The 15,371-nt window shown below is 72.8% G+C and carries 8 protein-coding genes; 7 read left to right on the top strand and 1 reads right to left on the bottom strand.

Going from position 1 to position 15,371, the window contains the following annotated elements; genetic code table 11:
* The first annotated feature begins 93 nt into the window (after positions 1–93).
* The 7 genes from ACGH52_RS26925 to ACGH52_RS26895 all read left to right on the top strand — a co-directional run bounded on the left by ACGH52_RS26925 (position 94) and on the right by ACGH52_RS26895 (position 12,372).
* Positions 94–1,977: an ABC transporter ATP-binding protein gene (locus ACGH52_RS26925; protein ID WP_399943032.1), complete on the top strand. Its 1,884-nt coding sequence runs from the start codon at positions 94–96 to the stop codon at positions 1,975–1,977.
* Positions 1,974–3,860 carry an ABC transporter ATP-binding protein gene (locus ACGH52_RS26920; RefSeq protein ID WP_399943029.1) on the top strand — a complete coding sequence of 629 codons (1,887 nt, stop codon included), beginning with the start codon at positions 1,974–1,976 and terminating at the stop codon, positions 3,858–3,860. The genes ACGH52_RS26925 and ACGH52_RS26920 overlap by 4 nt, the downstream gene beginning before the upstream one ends.
* Positions 3,857–5,698 carry an ABC transporter transmembrane domain-containing protein gene (locus ACGH52_RS26915; RefSeq protein ID WP_399943026.1) on the top strand — a complete coding sequence of 614 codons (1,842 nt, stop codon included), beginning with the start codon at positions 3,857–3,859 and terminating at the stop codon, positions 5,696–5,698. Before ACGH52_RS26920 ends, ACGH52_RS26915 begins: the two co-directional genes overlap by 4 nt.
* Positions 5,695–7,452: an ABC transporter ATP-binding protein gene (locus ACGH52_RS26910; RefSeq protein ID WP_399943023.1), complete on the top strand. Its 1,758-nt coding sequence runs from the start codon at positions 5,695–5,697 to the stop codon at positions 7,450–7,452. Before ACGH52_RS26915 ends, ACGH52_RS26910 begins: the two co-directional genes overlap by 4 nt.
* Before the next feature lie 300 nt (positions 7,453–7,752).
* Positions 7,753–9,807 carry a M4 family metallopeptidase gene (locus tag ACGH52_RS26905; RefSeq protein WP_171987414.1) on the top strand — a complete coding sequence of 685 codons (2,055 nt, stop codon included), beginning with the start codon at positions 7,753–7,755 and terminating at the stop codon, positions 9,805–9,807.
* Positions 9,808–10,132: 325 nt separating this feature from the next.
* The gene (locus ACGH52_RS26900; RefSeq protein ID WP_399943020.1) at positions 10,133–11,782 is read left to right on the top strand and encodes a M4 family metallopeptidase; all 1,650 of its coding nucleotides are present in this window, start codon (positions 10,133–10,135) and stop codon (positions 11,780–11,782) included.
* Between the two features lie 80 nt (positions 11,783–11,862).
* Positions 11,863–12,372: a DUF1990 family protein gene (locus ACGH52_RS26895; protein ID WP_007444697.1), complete on the top strand. Its 510-nt coding sequence runs from the start codon at positions 11,863–11,865 to the stop codon at positions 12,370–12,372.
* A 29-nt stretch (positions 12,373–12,401) separates the two neighbouring features.
* Here the strand turns inward: ACGH52_RS26895 and ACGH52_RS26890 are convergent, their stop codons facing one another.
* On the bottom strand, positions 12,402–15,020 hold the full coding sequence (locus tag ACGH52_RS26890; RefSeq protein ID WP_399943016.1) for a glycosyltransferase family 1 protein: 2,619 nt from the start codon (positions 15,018–15,020) through the stop codon (positions 12,402–12,404).
* Positions 15,021–15,371 lie beyond the last annotated feature (351 nt).

Genomic DNA, 15,371 nt, shown 5'->3' with positions numbered 1-15,371 from the left:
CGCCGGTACGACCCCGGTGGGGCCTCCGTACGACCCCGGTGGGCCCGGAAACTCGGTGGGCAGTGTCAGTGGTGAACCGTAGGCTCGCTCCTGATGCCCACGAAACCTGCCCCCGCCACGGATCTCGCTCCCGAGCCCGCTTCGGAAGCCGCCCCGGACGTCGCCGAGAATCGTTCCACCGTACGTGCCCTGCTGCGGCTGTGGCCCTATGTGCGGCCGGTGCGCGTGCGGTTGGGGACGGCCGCGGTGACAGCGATCCTCGCCTCCTGCGTGGGGCTGGTGATCCCGCTCGTCCTGAAGTGGATGGTGGACGGGCCGGTCGCCGACCGCGATCCGGCGGGCGTGTGGCTCGGGGCGCTGTACCTGCTGCTCCTCGGGCTGGCGGAGGCCCTGCTGTTCGGGCTCCGGCGATGGCTGGTGGCCCGGCCGCTCGCGGGGGTCGAGGCGGGCATGCGGGCGGACCTGTACCGGCATCTGCAACGCCTGCCGGTGGCGTTCCACGACCGCTGGGCCTCGGGGCAGTTGCTCTCGCGCGGCACGACGGACCTGATGCTGCTCCGCATGTTCCTCGCCTTCCCGCTGACGTTCCTCCTGGTCAACGGCGTCACGATCCTGGTCGGCGTGGGCATCATGCTGGTCCAGGACTGGACGCTGGGGCTGGTCATCCTCGGGCCCGCCATTCCGGTGATGATCACCTGCGGGATCTTCGAGAAGAAGTACTCGGCGGTGGCGCGGCGCGCGCAGGACCAGGTCGGCGACCTGACGACCGTCGTCGAGGAGAGCGTGCTCGGCATCCGGATCATCAAGGGGTTCGGGCGGCACCGCAGCCAGGCCCGTGCCTTCCACGAGCTGTCGCACACGCTGCGGGGCACGGAGTTGCGCAAGGCACGGCTGCTGGCGGCCATCTGGGCGGTGATCGTGACGCTGCCCGAGGTGGCGATCGGGGCGGCGCTGGTGGTCGGGGCGGTGCAGGTGGCGGACGGGGCGCTGTCGGCGGGGACGCTGGTGGCGTTCCTGTCGACGGCGCTGGCGCTGCGGTGGCCGGTGGAGTCCATCGGCTTCCTGCTGGCGATGAGCCAGGAGGCGGCGACGGCCACGGACCGGTACTTCGAGGTGATGGACGCGGAGGTCGAGTCGCAGAGCGGCGCGAGCCGCCCCGCGCCGGTGCGGGGCGGTGGGGAGCGCGGCCCGGCGGAGCGGGGTGCCGGACTGCGGTTCGAGCACGTGCGGTTCCGTTACCCCGACGCGCCGCCCGACTCCCCGCCCCTCCTCTCAGACGTCGACCTGCACATCCGCCCCGGCGAGTCCATGGCCCTGGTCGGTGCCACCGGCAGTGGGAAGACGACGCTGACCGCGCTCGTGCCGCGCCTGCACGAGGTGACCGAGGGACGGATCACGCTGGACGGGGAGGACATCACCGCCCTGTCCCGCGAGGAGCTGCGCTCGATGGTCGCCGTGGCCTTCGAGGAACCGACCCTCTTCTCGGCCACCGTCGGCGAGAACGTGCTGATGGGGTCCGGCGAGGGCGCCGGTGAAGAGGAGCTGGACCGGGCCCTCGCCGTCGCGCAGGCCGACTTCGCGCACGCGCTCCCCCAGGGCACCGGCACCCAGGTCGGTGAGCAGGGCCTCAGCCTCTCCGGCGGCCAGCGTCAGCGTCTCGCGCTCGCGCGGGCGGTGGTCGGCAGACCGAGGTTCCTGGTCCTGGACGACCCGCTGTCCGCGCTGGACGTGCACACCGAGGCCGCCGTGGAGGCCGCCCTGCGGCAGGTCCTCGCGGACACCACCGCGCTGATCGTGGCCCACCGCCCCTCCACCGTCCTGCTCGCCGACCGCGTCGCCCTGCTCTCCGAGGGCCGCATCACCGCCGTCGGCACCCATCACGAACTGCTGCGCACCAACGCCGAGTACGCCCATCTGATGTCCGGGCTCGACGGCCACGGGGACGACGAGGGATCCCAGGAAGGGGACGGCCGATGACCGCGTCCACCGCCACCGCGCCGGAGAGGGGCCGGCCGGAGGACCCGCGGCGCGGGGACCCGGCCGAGACGGCGGCCCGCGCCGCCGCCGACGACGCGTCGTTCGACCAGGACGTCCTGCCCAGCCCGCAGGGCGCGACCGGCGCGCTGCTGCGCTCCCTGCTGACGCCCATGAAGGCCCGCGTCGCCCTCACCGTCCTCCTCCTGCTGCTCCAGCAGGCGGCCGTGCAGGCGGGCCCGCTGCTGGTGGCGTACGCCATCGACCACGCCGTGCCGGCCCTGCGGGACGACGACCACGGTCCGCTGGTGGCGGTGGGCGCCGGATACCTGCTGTGCTCGCTGACGGCGGGCGGACTCCAGTACGCCTTCATCGCCGCCGCGGCCCGGGTCAGCCAGGACGTGCTGCTGGACCTGCGCGGCCGCATCTTCCGGCACGCGCAGGCGCTGAGCGTCGACTTCCACGAGCGCTACACCTCGGGCCGTCTCATCTCCCGCTCCACCACGGACGTGGAGTCCCTGCGCGAGTTGCTCGACGAGGGGCTCCAGGAGCTGGTGACGGTCATCCTGTCCTTCGTCTACATCGCCGCGCTGCTGCTCTGGCTGGACTGGGGCCTGGGGGCCGTGGCGGTGGCGTCGTTCGTGCCGCTGTACGCGCTGGTCCGGCTCTACCAGCGGCGCGCGGGACGGGTGTACCGGAAACGGTCCACGGCGATCGCGGCGGTGATCGTGAAGTTCGTGGAGACGATGAACGGCATCCGGCCGGTGCGCGCCTTCCGCCGGGAGGCCGCGAACGACGCCGACTTCGCGGTGCTGAACCACCGGCACGAGCGGACCAACGGCGACGCGCTGCTGGAGATGGCCCGTTACGTGGTCGGTTCCCGCCTGGTCGCCAACACGGCCGTCGCGGGCATCGTGCTGTGGGGCGCCTACCGGGTCGCGGACGGCACGCTGGCGCTCGGGGTGCTGGCGGCGGCGGTGCTGTACCTGCGCCGGCTGTACGACCCGATCGACCGGCTGGGCATGTTCCTGAACTCGTACCAGTCGGCGGCGGCCTCGCTGGAGAAGATCGCCGGGCTGCTGGCCCAGACGCCGTCGGTGCCCGAACCGACCGCGCCGAAGGAGCTGCCGCCGCTGGAGTCGGAGCACCCCGGCCGCGAGGTCGTCTTCGACTCGGTGAGCTTCGGCTACCGCACCGGCGGCGAGGTGCTGCCGCGCTTCGAGCTGACGCTCCCGGCCGGGCAGACGGTCGCCGTCGTGGGCTCGACCGGCGCGGGCAAGTCGACGCTGGCCAAGCTGCTCGCCCGGTTCTACGACCCCTCCGTCGGGCGGGTCCTGCTGGACGGCACCGACCTGCGCGACCTGGCCGTGCCCGAACTGCGGCGCGGGGTGGTGATGGTGACGCAGGAGGCGTTCCTGTTCTCCGGCACCGTCGCCGACAACATCGCCATCGGCCGCCCGGAGGCGACGCGGGAGGAGATCGAGCGGGCCGCGAAGGCGATCGGCGCCCACGACTTCATCGCCGCGCTGCCGGACGGCTACGACACCGACGTCCGCAAGCGGGGCGGTCGCATCTCCGCCGGTCAGCGGCAGCTCGTGGCGTTCGCGCGGGCGCTGCTCGCGGACCCGGCGGTGCTGATCCTGGACGAGGCGACCAGTTCGCTGGACATCCCCGGGGAGCAGGCGGTGCAGCGGGCGATGACGACGGTGCTGAAGGGCCGTACGGCGGTCGTCATCGCGCACCGGCTGTCCACCGTGGAGATCGCCGACCGGGTGCTGGTGATGGAGCACGGCCGGATCGTCGAGGACGGCACCCCGGACGAACTGATCGCCGGTACGGGCCGGTTCGCGGATCTGCACCGGGCGTGGCGGGACAGTCTGGCGTGAGGATCGACGCGTACGAGGACCCGGGTACGCCGGACCGCAGGGGCGGCTGGCGGTACCTGGCGTGGCTGGTCCGGCGGCAGTGGCCGCGGTGCCTGGCGGGGGCGGTGCTCGCCAGCGTCTGGATGGTGCTGCTGGCAGCCACCCCGTACCTGATGGCCCGGGCGGTGGACCACGGCCTGGCGCCCGGCGACCTGGGCGCGCTGGCGGGCTGGACCGGCGCCATGGTGGCCGTCGGCGGGGTCAACGCGTGGCTGGGCATGCTGCGGCACCGCACGATGACGAAGGTGCGGATGGACGCCAACTTCCGCACGGTCAAGGTGGTCGTCGGCCAGGCGACGCGGCTCGGGGCGGCGCTGCGCGGGCAGGTGGGGGCCGGTGAGGTCGTCACCATCGGGGTGGGCGACGTGCAGACCATCAGCACCTCCCTGACGGCGGTCGGGCCGGGCGTCGGTGCGATCGTCGCCTACGCGGCGGTCGGCGGGCTGATGCTGTCCGTGTCGCCCCGGCTCGCCCTGGTGGTGCTGCTCGGGGTGCCGCTGCTCGGGGTGCTCCTCGGCCCGCTGATGGGGCGGTTGCAGGGCCGGGAGGCCGAGTACCGCGAGCGGCAGTCCGTGCTGACCGCGCGGATCGGCGACCTCGCGGGCGGGCTGCGGGTGCTGAACGGGCTGGGCGGCAAGGGCCTGGTCGCGGACGCCTTCCGCCGGGACTCGGACCGGCTGCGCGAGCAGGGCTACCGGGTCGGCGCGGTGACCAGCTGGATCCAGGCCCTCGGCGTGGGGCTGCCGGTGCTGTTCCTGGCCCTGGTGACCTGGCTGGGCGCCCGGCTGGCGGCACAGGGGCACATCAGTGTGGGCGAGCTGGTGTCGGTGTACGGCTACGTCGTCGCGCTGGGCTGGCCGGTGGCGTTCCTCATCGAGATGGGCCACCAGCTCAGCCGCGGTGTGGTGGCCGCCCGCCGCGTCGTCGCCTTCCTGCGCCTGGAACCGGAACCGCACACGGGCACCCGGGACGCCCCCGCGGAACCCTCGGTGCTGTACGACCCCGCCTCGGGAGTCCGGGTGCTCCCCGGCCGCCTGACCGCCCTGGTCGCCGCCCGCCCGTCCGACGCCACCGAGATCCTGGACCGCCTGGGCCGCTACACCCCGTCGGACGCGACGTGGGGAGACACCCCCCTGGCCGACATCCCCCTCCCCCAGATCCGCGCCCGCATCCTGGTGGCGGACCCGGAGGCCGACCTCTTCGCAGGCACCCTGAGCGCTGTAATCGGCGATGAGGAAACGCCCCTCAGGGGCGCGGGCAGTGTCGATGTGCGGCTCCGCCGCGTGGGCGCGACAAGCCACAACGCGCCCGCAGACGCGACACAACCGCCCAGGGCAGACGCGACAGCGAACCTCACCGCAGCCCTCCACGCGGCTGCAGCCGAAGACATCGTCCGCGCCCTCCCCGACGGCCTCAACACCCAGCTCGCGGCCCACGCCCACGACCTGTCCGGAGGACAACGCCAACGCATCCGCCTGGCCAGGGCCCTCCTGTCCGACCCGGAAGTCCTCCTCGCCGCGGAACCCACCTCCGCCCTGGACGCCCACACGGAGGCCACCGTGGCCGACCGCCTCAGACACGCCCGCCAGGGCCGCACCACCGTGCTGGCCGCCACCTCACCGCTCCTCCTCGACCGCGCGGACGTCGTGCACCACCTGGTCGACGGCAAGGTCGCCGCCACCGGCACCCACCGCGAACTCCTGGAGGCCGAACCGGCGTACCGCGCCCTGGTCGCGCGGGACGACGAGGGCGCCGAAGCAGACGACGAGGGCGCCGAAGAAGGGGAACCGGCCCGATGACACAGCTGCCCGTCGCCGAGCGCACCGACGTCCGCCGCGCCGCGGCCGGTCTCGTGCGGGCCGACCGGAAATCCTTCGCGGTCGTCCTGGGTCTGAACGCGCTGGCCGCGCTGGCCGGTCTCGCGGGGCCCTGGCTGCTGGGCCGGATCGTGGACGAGGTGCGCGGCGGAGGCGGGGTGGGCGCCGTGGACCGGATGGCCCTCGCCATCCTGCTGTGCTCGCTGGCGCAGTTGCTGCTGGCCCGCTGGGCGCGGTACGTGGGGCACCGGTTCGGGGAACGGACGCTCGCCCGGGTGCGGGAGCGGTACGTGGAGCGGGCGCTGGCGCTGCCCGCGTCCGTGGTGGAGCGGGCGGGGACCGGGGACCTGACGACGCGCGGCACCGCCGACGTGACCGCGGTCGGCACGACGCTGCGCGACGCCGGACCCGAGCTGCTGGTCAACGCGGTGCAGGCGCTGTTCCTCATGGGCGCGGTGTTCGTGCTCGACCCGCTGCTCGGCCTGGTCGGGGTGCTCGGTCTGACGCCGGCCTGGCTGGCGCTGCGCTGGTACCTGCGCCGGGCGCGGGCGGCCTACCTCGCCGAGGGCGCGGCCGGCTCGGAGGTCGCGGAGAGCCTGGCCGCCACGGTGGCGGGGGCCCGCACGGTCGAGGCGTTCGGGCTGGCCGAGCGGCGCGTGGCGGCGAACCACCGCGCGCTGGAGGTCTCGCGGCGCACCCGGTTCCGGACGCTGTTCCTGCGCAGTGTGTTCTTCCCGGCGGTGGACATCTCCTACGTCCTGCCGGTGGCGGGTGTGCTGCTCCTCGGCGGGGTGCTGCACACGCACGGGTCGGCGAGCCTGGGCGCGGTGGTGTCCTGCGCCGTGTACCTCCAGCAGCTGGCCGGACCGCTGGACGAGGTGCTGATGCGGGTCGAGCAACTGCAGGCCGGCAGCGCCTCCTTCGCCCGGGTGGAGGGGCTGGCGCGGGCCCCGCGGGCGGCGGCGGACGAGTCGGCGGTGCCCGCGGACGACCGTATCGACGTGTCCGGTGTGCGGTACGCCTACGAGCGGGGCGGGGAGGTGCTGCGCGGGGTGGACCTGACCGTGCGGCCGGGCGAGCGGCTGGCGGTCGTCGGTCCTTCGGGGGCCGGCAAGACCACGCTGAGCCGGTTGCTGGCGGGCGTCGACGCGCCGAGCCGGGGCTCGGTGACGGTGGGCGGGGTGCCCGTGGTCGCCCTGGGCCCGGAGCGGCTGCGCCGCCAGGTGGTGCTGGTCACCCAGGAGCACCACGTGTTCCTCGGGTCGGTCCGCGACAATCTCCTGATCGCCGAACCGGCGGCCACGGACGAGGAGTTGTGGGCGGCGCTCGCCGCGGTGGGCGCCGAGGGGTGGGTGCGGGAGCTGACCGGGGGCCTCGGGGCCGAGCTGGGCGCGAAGGGGCACTCCGCGGACGGCTCGCAGGCCCAGCAGCTCGCCCTGGCCCGGGTGGTGCTGGCCGACCCGCACACCCTGATCCTGGACGAGGCCACGGCCCTGCTGGACCCGACGACGGCCCGGCACACGGAGCGGGCGCTGGCCGCCGTGCTGGAGGGCCGTACGGTCATCGCCATCGCGCACCGCCTGCACACCGCGCACGACGCCGACCGGGTGGCGGTGATGGAGGACGGCCTGCTGACCGAGCTGGGCACGCACGACGCGCTGGTGGCGGCGGGCGGGGCCTACGCGGCCCTGTGGGGTTCCTGGCACGGGGAGCCGGTCGACCGGGCTACTGACTGAGCGGGCAGTCAGTAGCCCGCCGACAGCACCGGCAAGCAAAGATTCCGTTTATCGAACGTGAACTCCCGGTCAACGGACCAATTCCAGCCAAGTTGCTGACGCGCCCCTGACAAGTAGCGCTTTCTCCTGCCACTCTTCCGTCGGCCCTCCACAGCGCCCCCACAGCTTCCCCACGAGTGCTGTGCAGCGGCCGGCTCGTAGCACGTGGTTTCTGCGTACCGCACAGTTCCGCCCGGCCGGCCACCCGCCGGCCGGTCTCCCCTGGCCGCGAGACCCGCGGCCACGCAGAAGGAGTCAGTGTTGAGCAGCAGCACTCCCCACAGACGCACCTCCCACACCACCTCCTCCACCACCTCCCGCCGCGCCACACACCGGCGTGCGGCGGCCGTCGCGCTGGCCGGTGTCGCGGCGCTGATCGCCACGGCGGTCCAGTCCGGCACCGCCACCGCGGCCCCCGACCCGTCGCCCGCGAAGGGCAACGAGCTGGTCAGACTCAGCCCGTCCGAGCGCGCCGAACTGATCCGCGACGCCAACGCCACCAAGGCGGAGACCGCCGACGACCTGGGCCTGGGCGCCAAGGAGAAGCTGGTCGTCCGGGACGTGCTCAAGGACCGCGACGGCACCGTGCACACCCGCTACGAGCGCACCTACGACGGTCTGCCCGTCCTCGGCGGCGACCTCGTGGTGGCCGGTGAGGCGGGGAAGACGGAGCAGGTCGTGAAGGCCACGGCCAAGGCGATCAAGCCGGCCACCGTGACGCCGAAGATCTCCGCCGCGAAGGCCGAGTCGCAGGCCGTGTCGGCCGCGAAGGCCGCCGGAGCCGAGCAGCCGGACGCCGACCGCGCCCCGCGCAAGGTGATCTGGGCGGCGAACGGCACCCCGGTCCTGGCGTACGAGACAGTCGTGGGCGGCCTCCAGGAGGACGGCACCCCGAACGAGCTGCACGTGATCACGGACGCCGCCACCGGCGCCAAGCTGTACGAGTACCAGGCCGTCGAGAACGGCACCGGCAACACGATGTACAGCGGCACGGTGACGCTGGGCACCGCGCAGTCGGGGTCGTCGTACACGCTGACCGACACGGCGCGCGGCAACCACAAGACGTACAACCTCAACCGCGGCACCTCGGGCACCGGGACGCTCTTCTCCGGCTCCGACGACGTGTGGGGCAACGGAACCGCGTCCAACGCGGAGACCGCCGCCGCCGACGCCCACTACGGGGCGGCGCTGACCTGGGACTACTACAAGAACGTGCAGGGCCGGTCCGGCATCCGCGGCGACGGTGTGGGCGCGTACTCCCGGGTCCACTACGGCAACAACTACGTCAACGCCTTCTGGCAGGACAGCTGCTTCTGCATGACGTACGGCGACGGCTCCGGCAACGCCAACCCGCTCACCTCGATCGACGTGGCCGCGCACGAGATGACCCACGGCGTCACCTCCAACACCGCGGGGCTCAACTACAGCGGCGAGTCCGGCGGCCTGAACGAGGCCACGTCCGACATCTTCGGCGCGGCGGTCGAGTTCCACGCCAACAACTCCTCGGACGTCGGTGACTACCTCATCGGCGAGGAGATCAACATCAACGGCGACGGCACGCCGCTGCGCTACATGGACAAGCCGAGCAAGGACGGGGCGTCCAAGGACTACTGGTACTCGGGGATCGGCGGGGTGGACGTCCACTACTCCTCCGGCCCGGCGAACCACTTCTTCTACCTGCTGAGCGAGGGCAGCGGCACCAAGACCATCAACGGTGTCACGTACAACTCGCCCACCTCGGACGGCCTGCCGGTCACCGGCATCGGCCGCGCCAAGGCGGAGAAGATCTGGTTCCGCGCGCTGACCACCAAGTTCACCTCGACCACCAACTACGCGGGCGCCCGCACCGGCACCCTCGCGGCGGCCGGTGAGCTGTACGGCACCGACAGCGCCGAGTACACCGCGGTGGCGCACGCGTGGGCGGGCATCAACGTCGGCGCCCGGCCCGGTGGCGGCGAGCCCGGCGAGGGCACCACGTTCGAGAGCACCGCGAACGTGAACATCCCCGACTACGGGTCCGCGGTGACCTCGTCCCTCACGGTCTCCGGACGCACCGGCAACGCGCCGAGCAACCTCCAGGTGGGCGTGGACATCGTGCACACCTGGCGCGGTGACCTCCAGATCGACCTGGTCGCGCCCGACGGGTCGACGTACCGCCTGAAGAACAGCGGCAACGACCCGGCGGCGGACGTGCACGAGACCTACACGGTCAACGCCTCCTCCGAATCGGCCAACGGCACCTGGAAGCTGCGCGTCCAGGACCGGGGCCCGGCGGACACCGGCTACATCGACGCCTGGCGGCTCACCTTCCCGTAGGCGGACCAGGCCCGCGGGTGCACCACCCCAAGTCGGGGCGCCGCTCCGGAGGTTCGATTCCTCCGGGGCGGCGCCCTCTCCATGTCCGGCGCCAACCGCGTTTTTTTGCCGAGCACTTACGCCTGCCTTGTTGCCGCTTGACCGAGGTCACACGGCCTTCACACCCCCGCAACACATCCCGGCCGACGATTTTCGGCCAACATCATCACGCCCTCCTGACATGTACGCGCCTTCGGTGTCAGTCTTCCGTCACCCACAGCACCACTTCGCAGCAACCGGCCGGACACCCCACGCCGTCCGGACTCCCCCCACCGAAGGAGCTTGTGTGTCCTCCGTCTTCGCGCGCCACAAGCGCACCACCCTCGCCCTCGCCACCGCGGTCGCCGCCGGAGCGTTGCTCACCACCGGCCTGAGCGCGGGCAACGCCGCCGCCGACAGCACCGCGCCGTCGGCACTCCCGGGCGCCCCCGTCCTGCTCTCGGGCAGCGCCCGCGGCGCGCTCGTCCAGGAGCAGCAGGCCGGCGCGGCCGGCACCGCCCGGGAGATAGGTCTCGGCGCCAAGGAGAAGCTGGTCGTCAAGGACGTGGTCAAGGACCGCGACGGCACCCTGCACACCCGCTACGAGCGCACCTACGACGGCCTGCCCGTCCTCGGCGGCGACCTCGTCGTGCACCGGTCGAAGTCCGGCGCCACCAGAGGCGTCACCAAGGCGACCGAGGCCGCCATAAAGGTCGCCACCGTCACCCCGAAGGTGAAGGCGGCCAAGGCCGAGCAGCAGGCGCTGTCCGCCGCGAAGGACGCCGGGTCGTCGAAGACCGCGGCCGACTCCGCGCCCCGCAAGGTGATCTGGGCCGCCGAGGGCAGGCCCGTCCTCGCCTACGAGACCGTGGTCGGCGGCCTCCAGGACGACGGCACCCCCAACGAGCTGCACGTCATCACCGACGCCGCCACCGGCGCCAAGCTGTACGAGTACCAGGGCATCGAGACCGGCTCCGGCAAGAGCCTCTACTCGGGCACGGTCGAACTCGGCACCACCAAGTCGGGTTCGTCGTACCAGCTGTACGACACCGGGCGCGGCGGCCACAAGACGTACAACCTGGCCCGCAAGACCTCCGGCACCGGCACCCTGTTCACCGACGCCGACGACACCTGGGGCACCGGCGCCGCCTCCAGCGACCCGCAGGACCAGACCGCCGCCGTCGACGCCGCCTACGGCGCCCAGGTCACCTGGGACTTCTACAAGGAGACCTTCGGCCGCAGCGGCATCAAGAACGACGGCAAGGCCGCCTACTCCCGCGTCCACTACGGCAGCAACTACGTCAACGCCTTCTGGTCGGACAGCTGCTTCTGCATGACCTACGGCGACGGCACGGGCAACACCAACCCGCTGACCTCGCTGGACGTGGCCGGGCACGAGATGAGCCACGGCGTCACCTCCAACACCGCGGGGCTCAACTACAGCGGCGAGTCCGGCGGCCTCAACGAGGCGACCAGCGACATCTTCGGCACCGGCGTGGAGTACTTCGCGAACACCTCCGCCGACAAGGGCGACTACCTCGTCGGCGAGAAGATCGACATCAACGGCGACGGCACCCCGCTGCGCTACATGGACAAGCCCAGCAAGGACGGCGCGTCCAAGGACTACTGGGACTCCGGCCTCGGCGGCGTCGACGTCCACTACTCCTCGGGCCCGGCCAACCACTTCTTCTTCCTGCTGGCCGAGGGCAGCGGGGCGCGCACGGTCGACGGGGTGGACTACGACTCCCCGACCTCCGACGGCTCCACCGTCACCGGCATCGGCCGGGCCAAGGCCCTGCAGATCTGGTACAAGGCGCTGACCGAGTACATGACCTCGACGACCGACTACGCCGACGCCCGCACGGCGACCCTGAGCGCGTCCTTGGACCTGTACGGCGCCGACAGCACCGAGTACAAGACGGTGGGCGCGGCCTGGACCGCGATCAACGTGAACTGACCGGAGACGGCAGCGGCACCAACACGGCGGGCGGCACCCGGAACCAGCGGTTCCCGGGTGTCGCCCTACGCTTGGTGCCCATGTCCTTCACGTACGACGACGTCGGCGCCACCCGCGAGCAGGGCGCCTGCCCGCCCGGCTTCCGCCCCATGCACGTACGCACCCGCCTGGGGGAGGGCGAACCGGTGTTCCGGCGGGCGGTCGAGGCCGTGCTCACCTGGGAGATGCACCGGGAGATGGGCGTCGGCATCGACGCGAGCGCGGAGCGCGCCGCGCCCGGCGTCGATGTCACCGTCACCCTCGCCGGCATGATCAAGGCGCCCTGCCGGGTGGTGTGGACCCTGGAGGAACCGCGCCGGGCGGGCTGGGCCTACGGCACGCTGCCCGGGCACCCCGAGTCCGGCGAGGAGGCCTTCGTGGTGGACCGTACGGGTGACGGCACCGTGTGGCTGACCGTGTCCGCCTTCAGCCGCCCCGCCAAGTGGTACGCCAAGGCCGGCGGACCGGCCGCCCGCGCCTTCCAGCACGCCTACGCCCGCCGGTGCGGCACCGTCCTGCGACGGCTGAGCGGCGGCGACGAGGAGGACTGAGCCCGCCCCGGCCGCCGCCGCCCCGCCGCTCACCGCATCAGCAGCCCCGCCGCCTCCGCCAGGTCGCCCGAGGGCACCGCGACGAGGCCGGTCTCCACACCGGACGCCAGCAGCCGGTGCGCGGGCAGGACCCGGACCGTGTAGCCGAAGGGACCGGTGCGGTCCAGGGCGAGCGGGCCCTCGTACATCCAGCGGCCCTCCAGGTCGGGGCCGCCCACCGGCTTCAGCGGCACCTTCGACGCGTCGGTGATCCGGTCCTCGGAGTCCACCCGGCCGGAGACCGCCTGCACCTCCACGTCCTCCGGCGCGAGGTCGCCGAGTTTCACCCGTACCCGCAGCCCGAGGGTGGCGCCGAGTTCGGCGCTGGCGGTGGTGGCCGATGTCTCCACGTGGTCGACGCTCACCCCGGGCCAGGCCGCCCGCACCCGCGCCTTCCACTCGGCGAGGCCGCGCGCGGAGTCCGGGTCCATCGCGCGGTGCGCCTCGGCGGCCGGGGCGTAGAGCCGCTCGACGTACTCGCGGACCATGCGGCCGGCCAGCACCTTCGGGCCGAGCAGGCTGAGGGTCTGGCGCACCATCTCCAGCCACCGGTCGGGCAGCCCGCTCGCGCCCCGCTCGTAGAAGCGCGGGGTGATCCGCTGCTCCAGCAGGTCGTAGAGCGCGTTGGCCTCTATGGCGTCGCGCCGGTCCGGGTCGGTGCCGACGCCGTCGGCGGTGGGGATCGCCCAGCCGAAGTCCGGCTGGTACCACTCGTCCCACCAGCCGTCCAGCACCGAGAGGTTGAGGCAGCCGTTGAGCGCCGCCTTCATGCCGGAGGTGCCGCAGGCCTCCAGGGGCCGCAGCGGGTTGTTCAGCCAGATGTCGCAGCCGGGGTAGAGCTTCTGCGCCATCGCCATGCCGTAGTCCGGCAGGAACACGATGCGGTGGCGCACCCGCGGGTCGTCCGTGAACCGCACCAGTTCCTGCACCAGGCGCTTCCCGCCCTCGTCCGCCGGGTGCGCCTTGCCCGCGACGACGATCTGGATCGGCCGCTCGGGATGCAGCAGCAGGTTCATCAGCCGGTCCCGGTCGCGCAGCATCAGCGTGAGCCGCTTGTACGACGGGACGCGCCGCGCGAAGCCGATGGTGAGCACGTCCGGGTCGAGGGCGTCGTCGATCCAGCCCAGCTCGGCCGTCCCGGCACCGCGCTGCCGCCAGGAGGCGCGCAGCCGCTCGCGCACCTCCTCGACGAGCTGGGCGCGCAGGGTGCGGCGCAGCTCCCAGATGTCCTGGTCGGGGATGTCCGCGACCGAGTCCCAGCGGTCCGAGCCGCCGACGGCCAGCGCGTCCTCGGCCCGCTGCCCGCCGATCTGCCGGGCACCGAGCCGGAACACCTCGGGGGCCACCCAGGTCGGGGCGTGCACGCCGTTGGTGACGGAGGTGATCGGCACCTCGTCGGCGTCGAAGCCGGGCCACAGTCCGGCGAACATCCCCCGGCTGACCCCGCCGTGCAGCAGGGAGACGCCGTTGGCGCGCTGGGCCAGGCGCAGGCCCATCACGGCCATGTTGAAGAGGCCCGGCTCGCCGCCGGGGTAGGTCTCCATGCCGAGCCTGAGGACGCGTTCGACGTCGATGCGCGGGAGTTCGGAGTCGGGGCCGAAGTGGCGGGCGACCAGCTCACGGTCGAAGCGGTCGATACCGGCCGGGACCGGGGTGTGGGTGGTGAAGACGGTGCCGGCCCGCACCGCCTCAAGCGCGGCACCGAACTCCAGGCCCGTGTCGCACAGTTCGGCGATGCGTTCCAGCCCGAGGAATCCGGCGTGGCCCTCGTTGGTGTGGAACACCTCCGGCGCGGCGTGGCCGGTGAGCCGGCAGTAGGTGCGCACCGCCCGGACACCTCCTATGCCGAGCAGCATCTCCTGGAGGAGCCGGTGTTCGCTGCCGCCGCCGTAGAGCCGGTCGGTGACACCGCGTTCGCCGCTCTCGTTCTCCTCGACGTCCGAGTCGAGGAGCAGCAGCGGCACCCGGCCGACCTGAGCCAGCCAGATACGGGCCCGCAGCTCCCGGCCGCCGGGCAGCGCCAGGGCGACGTGCGCGGGAGTGCCGTCGCTCTCCTCCAGCGGGGCCAGGGGCAGCTCGTGGGGGTCGAGGACGGGGTAGTGCTCCTGCTGCCAGCCGTCCCGGGTCAGGGACTGGCGGAAGTAGCCGTGCCGGTAGAGCAGGCCGACGCCGACCAGCGGCACGCCCAGGTCGCTGGCGGCCTTGAGGTGGTCGCCGGCCAGGATGCCGAGGCCGCCGGAGTACTGGGGCAGCGCTGCGGTGATGCCGAACTCGGGTGAGAAGTAGGCCACGGCGGCCGGGAGTCGGCCCGGCTGGGCCTGGTACCAGCGGTCGCCGGACATGTAGTGGTCGAGGTCGTCGGCCACCGCGGTCAGCCGGCGCAGGAAGCGCCGGTCCTCGGCCAGCTCCGCGAGGCGCGCGGGCGGCACGGTGCCGAGCAGCCGTACCGGGTCGCGGCCGGACGCGGTCCAGCACTCGGGGTCGACGGACTGGAAGAGGTCGCGGGTCTCCGGGTGCCAGGACCAGCGCAGGTTGCGGGCCAGATCACTGAGCGGCCGGAGGGGGTCGGGGAGAACGGGACGGACGGTCAGTCGACGGATCGCCTTCACCCGCACGACGTTACCGCGCGTTGTGTCCCTTGTTGGGGCCTTCGCCCTGATGCGCCGGACAGATCTGACGCACACGGCGTGTCGATATGGCCGGATCTTTCCCCGGGGCCTTCTTGTGGCGGTTCGGCCCAGGCGGAAAGCTGCACGTGTCGCGACGCACGCTGATTGCGGGAGCGGCATGCGGGAAAGCGACGGTCAGATCGCCGTGTGTGTCGCGTTGTCGATATACGCGCGAGTAGTTAACAAAGTGCCGGATTGCCCACCGGAAGAGTGTGGGAAGGCTCCTGCGGTAGCCCCGTACGCACCTCGCAGGACCCACCTCCCCAGAGTCATCCGCCCGCCCAGTTGACG

Source organism: Streptomyces sp. BBFR25, from assembly GCF_044590125.1.
GTDB classification, from domain to species: Bacteria; Actinomycetota; Actinomycetes; order Streptomycetales; family Streptomycetaceae; genus Streptomyces; species Streptomyces canus_D.
This window is presented reverse-complemented; position numbering and strand designations above follow the sequence as displayed.

What these genes read in the sequence shown, in the direction of transcription:
- ACGH52_RS26925 (WP_399943032.1), top strand. Translation starts at nt 94, where the DNA reads ATGCCCACGAAACCTGCCCCCGCCACGGATCTCGCTCCCGAGCCCGCT.
- ACGH52_RS26920 (WP_399943029.1), top strand. Translation starts at nt 1,974, where the DNA reads ATGACCGCGTCCACCGCCACCGCGCCGGAGAGGGGCCGGCCGGAGGAC.
- ACGH52_RS26910 (WP_399943023.1), top strand. Translation starts at nt 5,695, where the DNA reads ATGACACAGCTGCCCGTCGCCGAGCGCACCGACGTCCGCCGCGCCGCG.
- ACGH52_RS26895 (WP_007444697.1), top strand. Translation starts at nt 11,863, where the DNA reads ATGTCCTTCACGTACGACGACGTCGGCGCCACCCGCGAGCAGGGCGCC.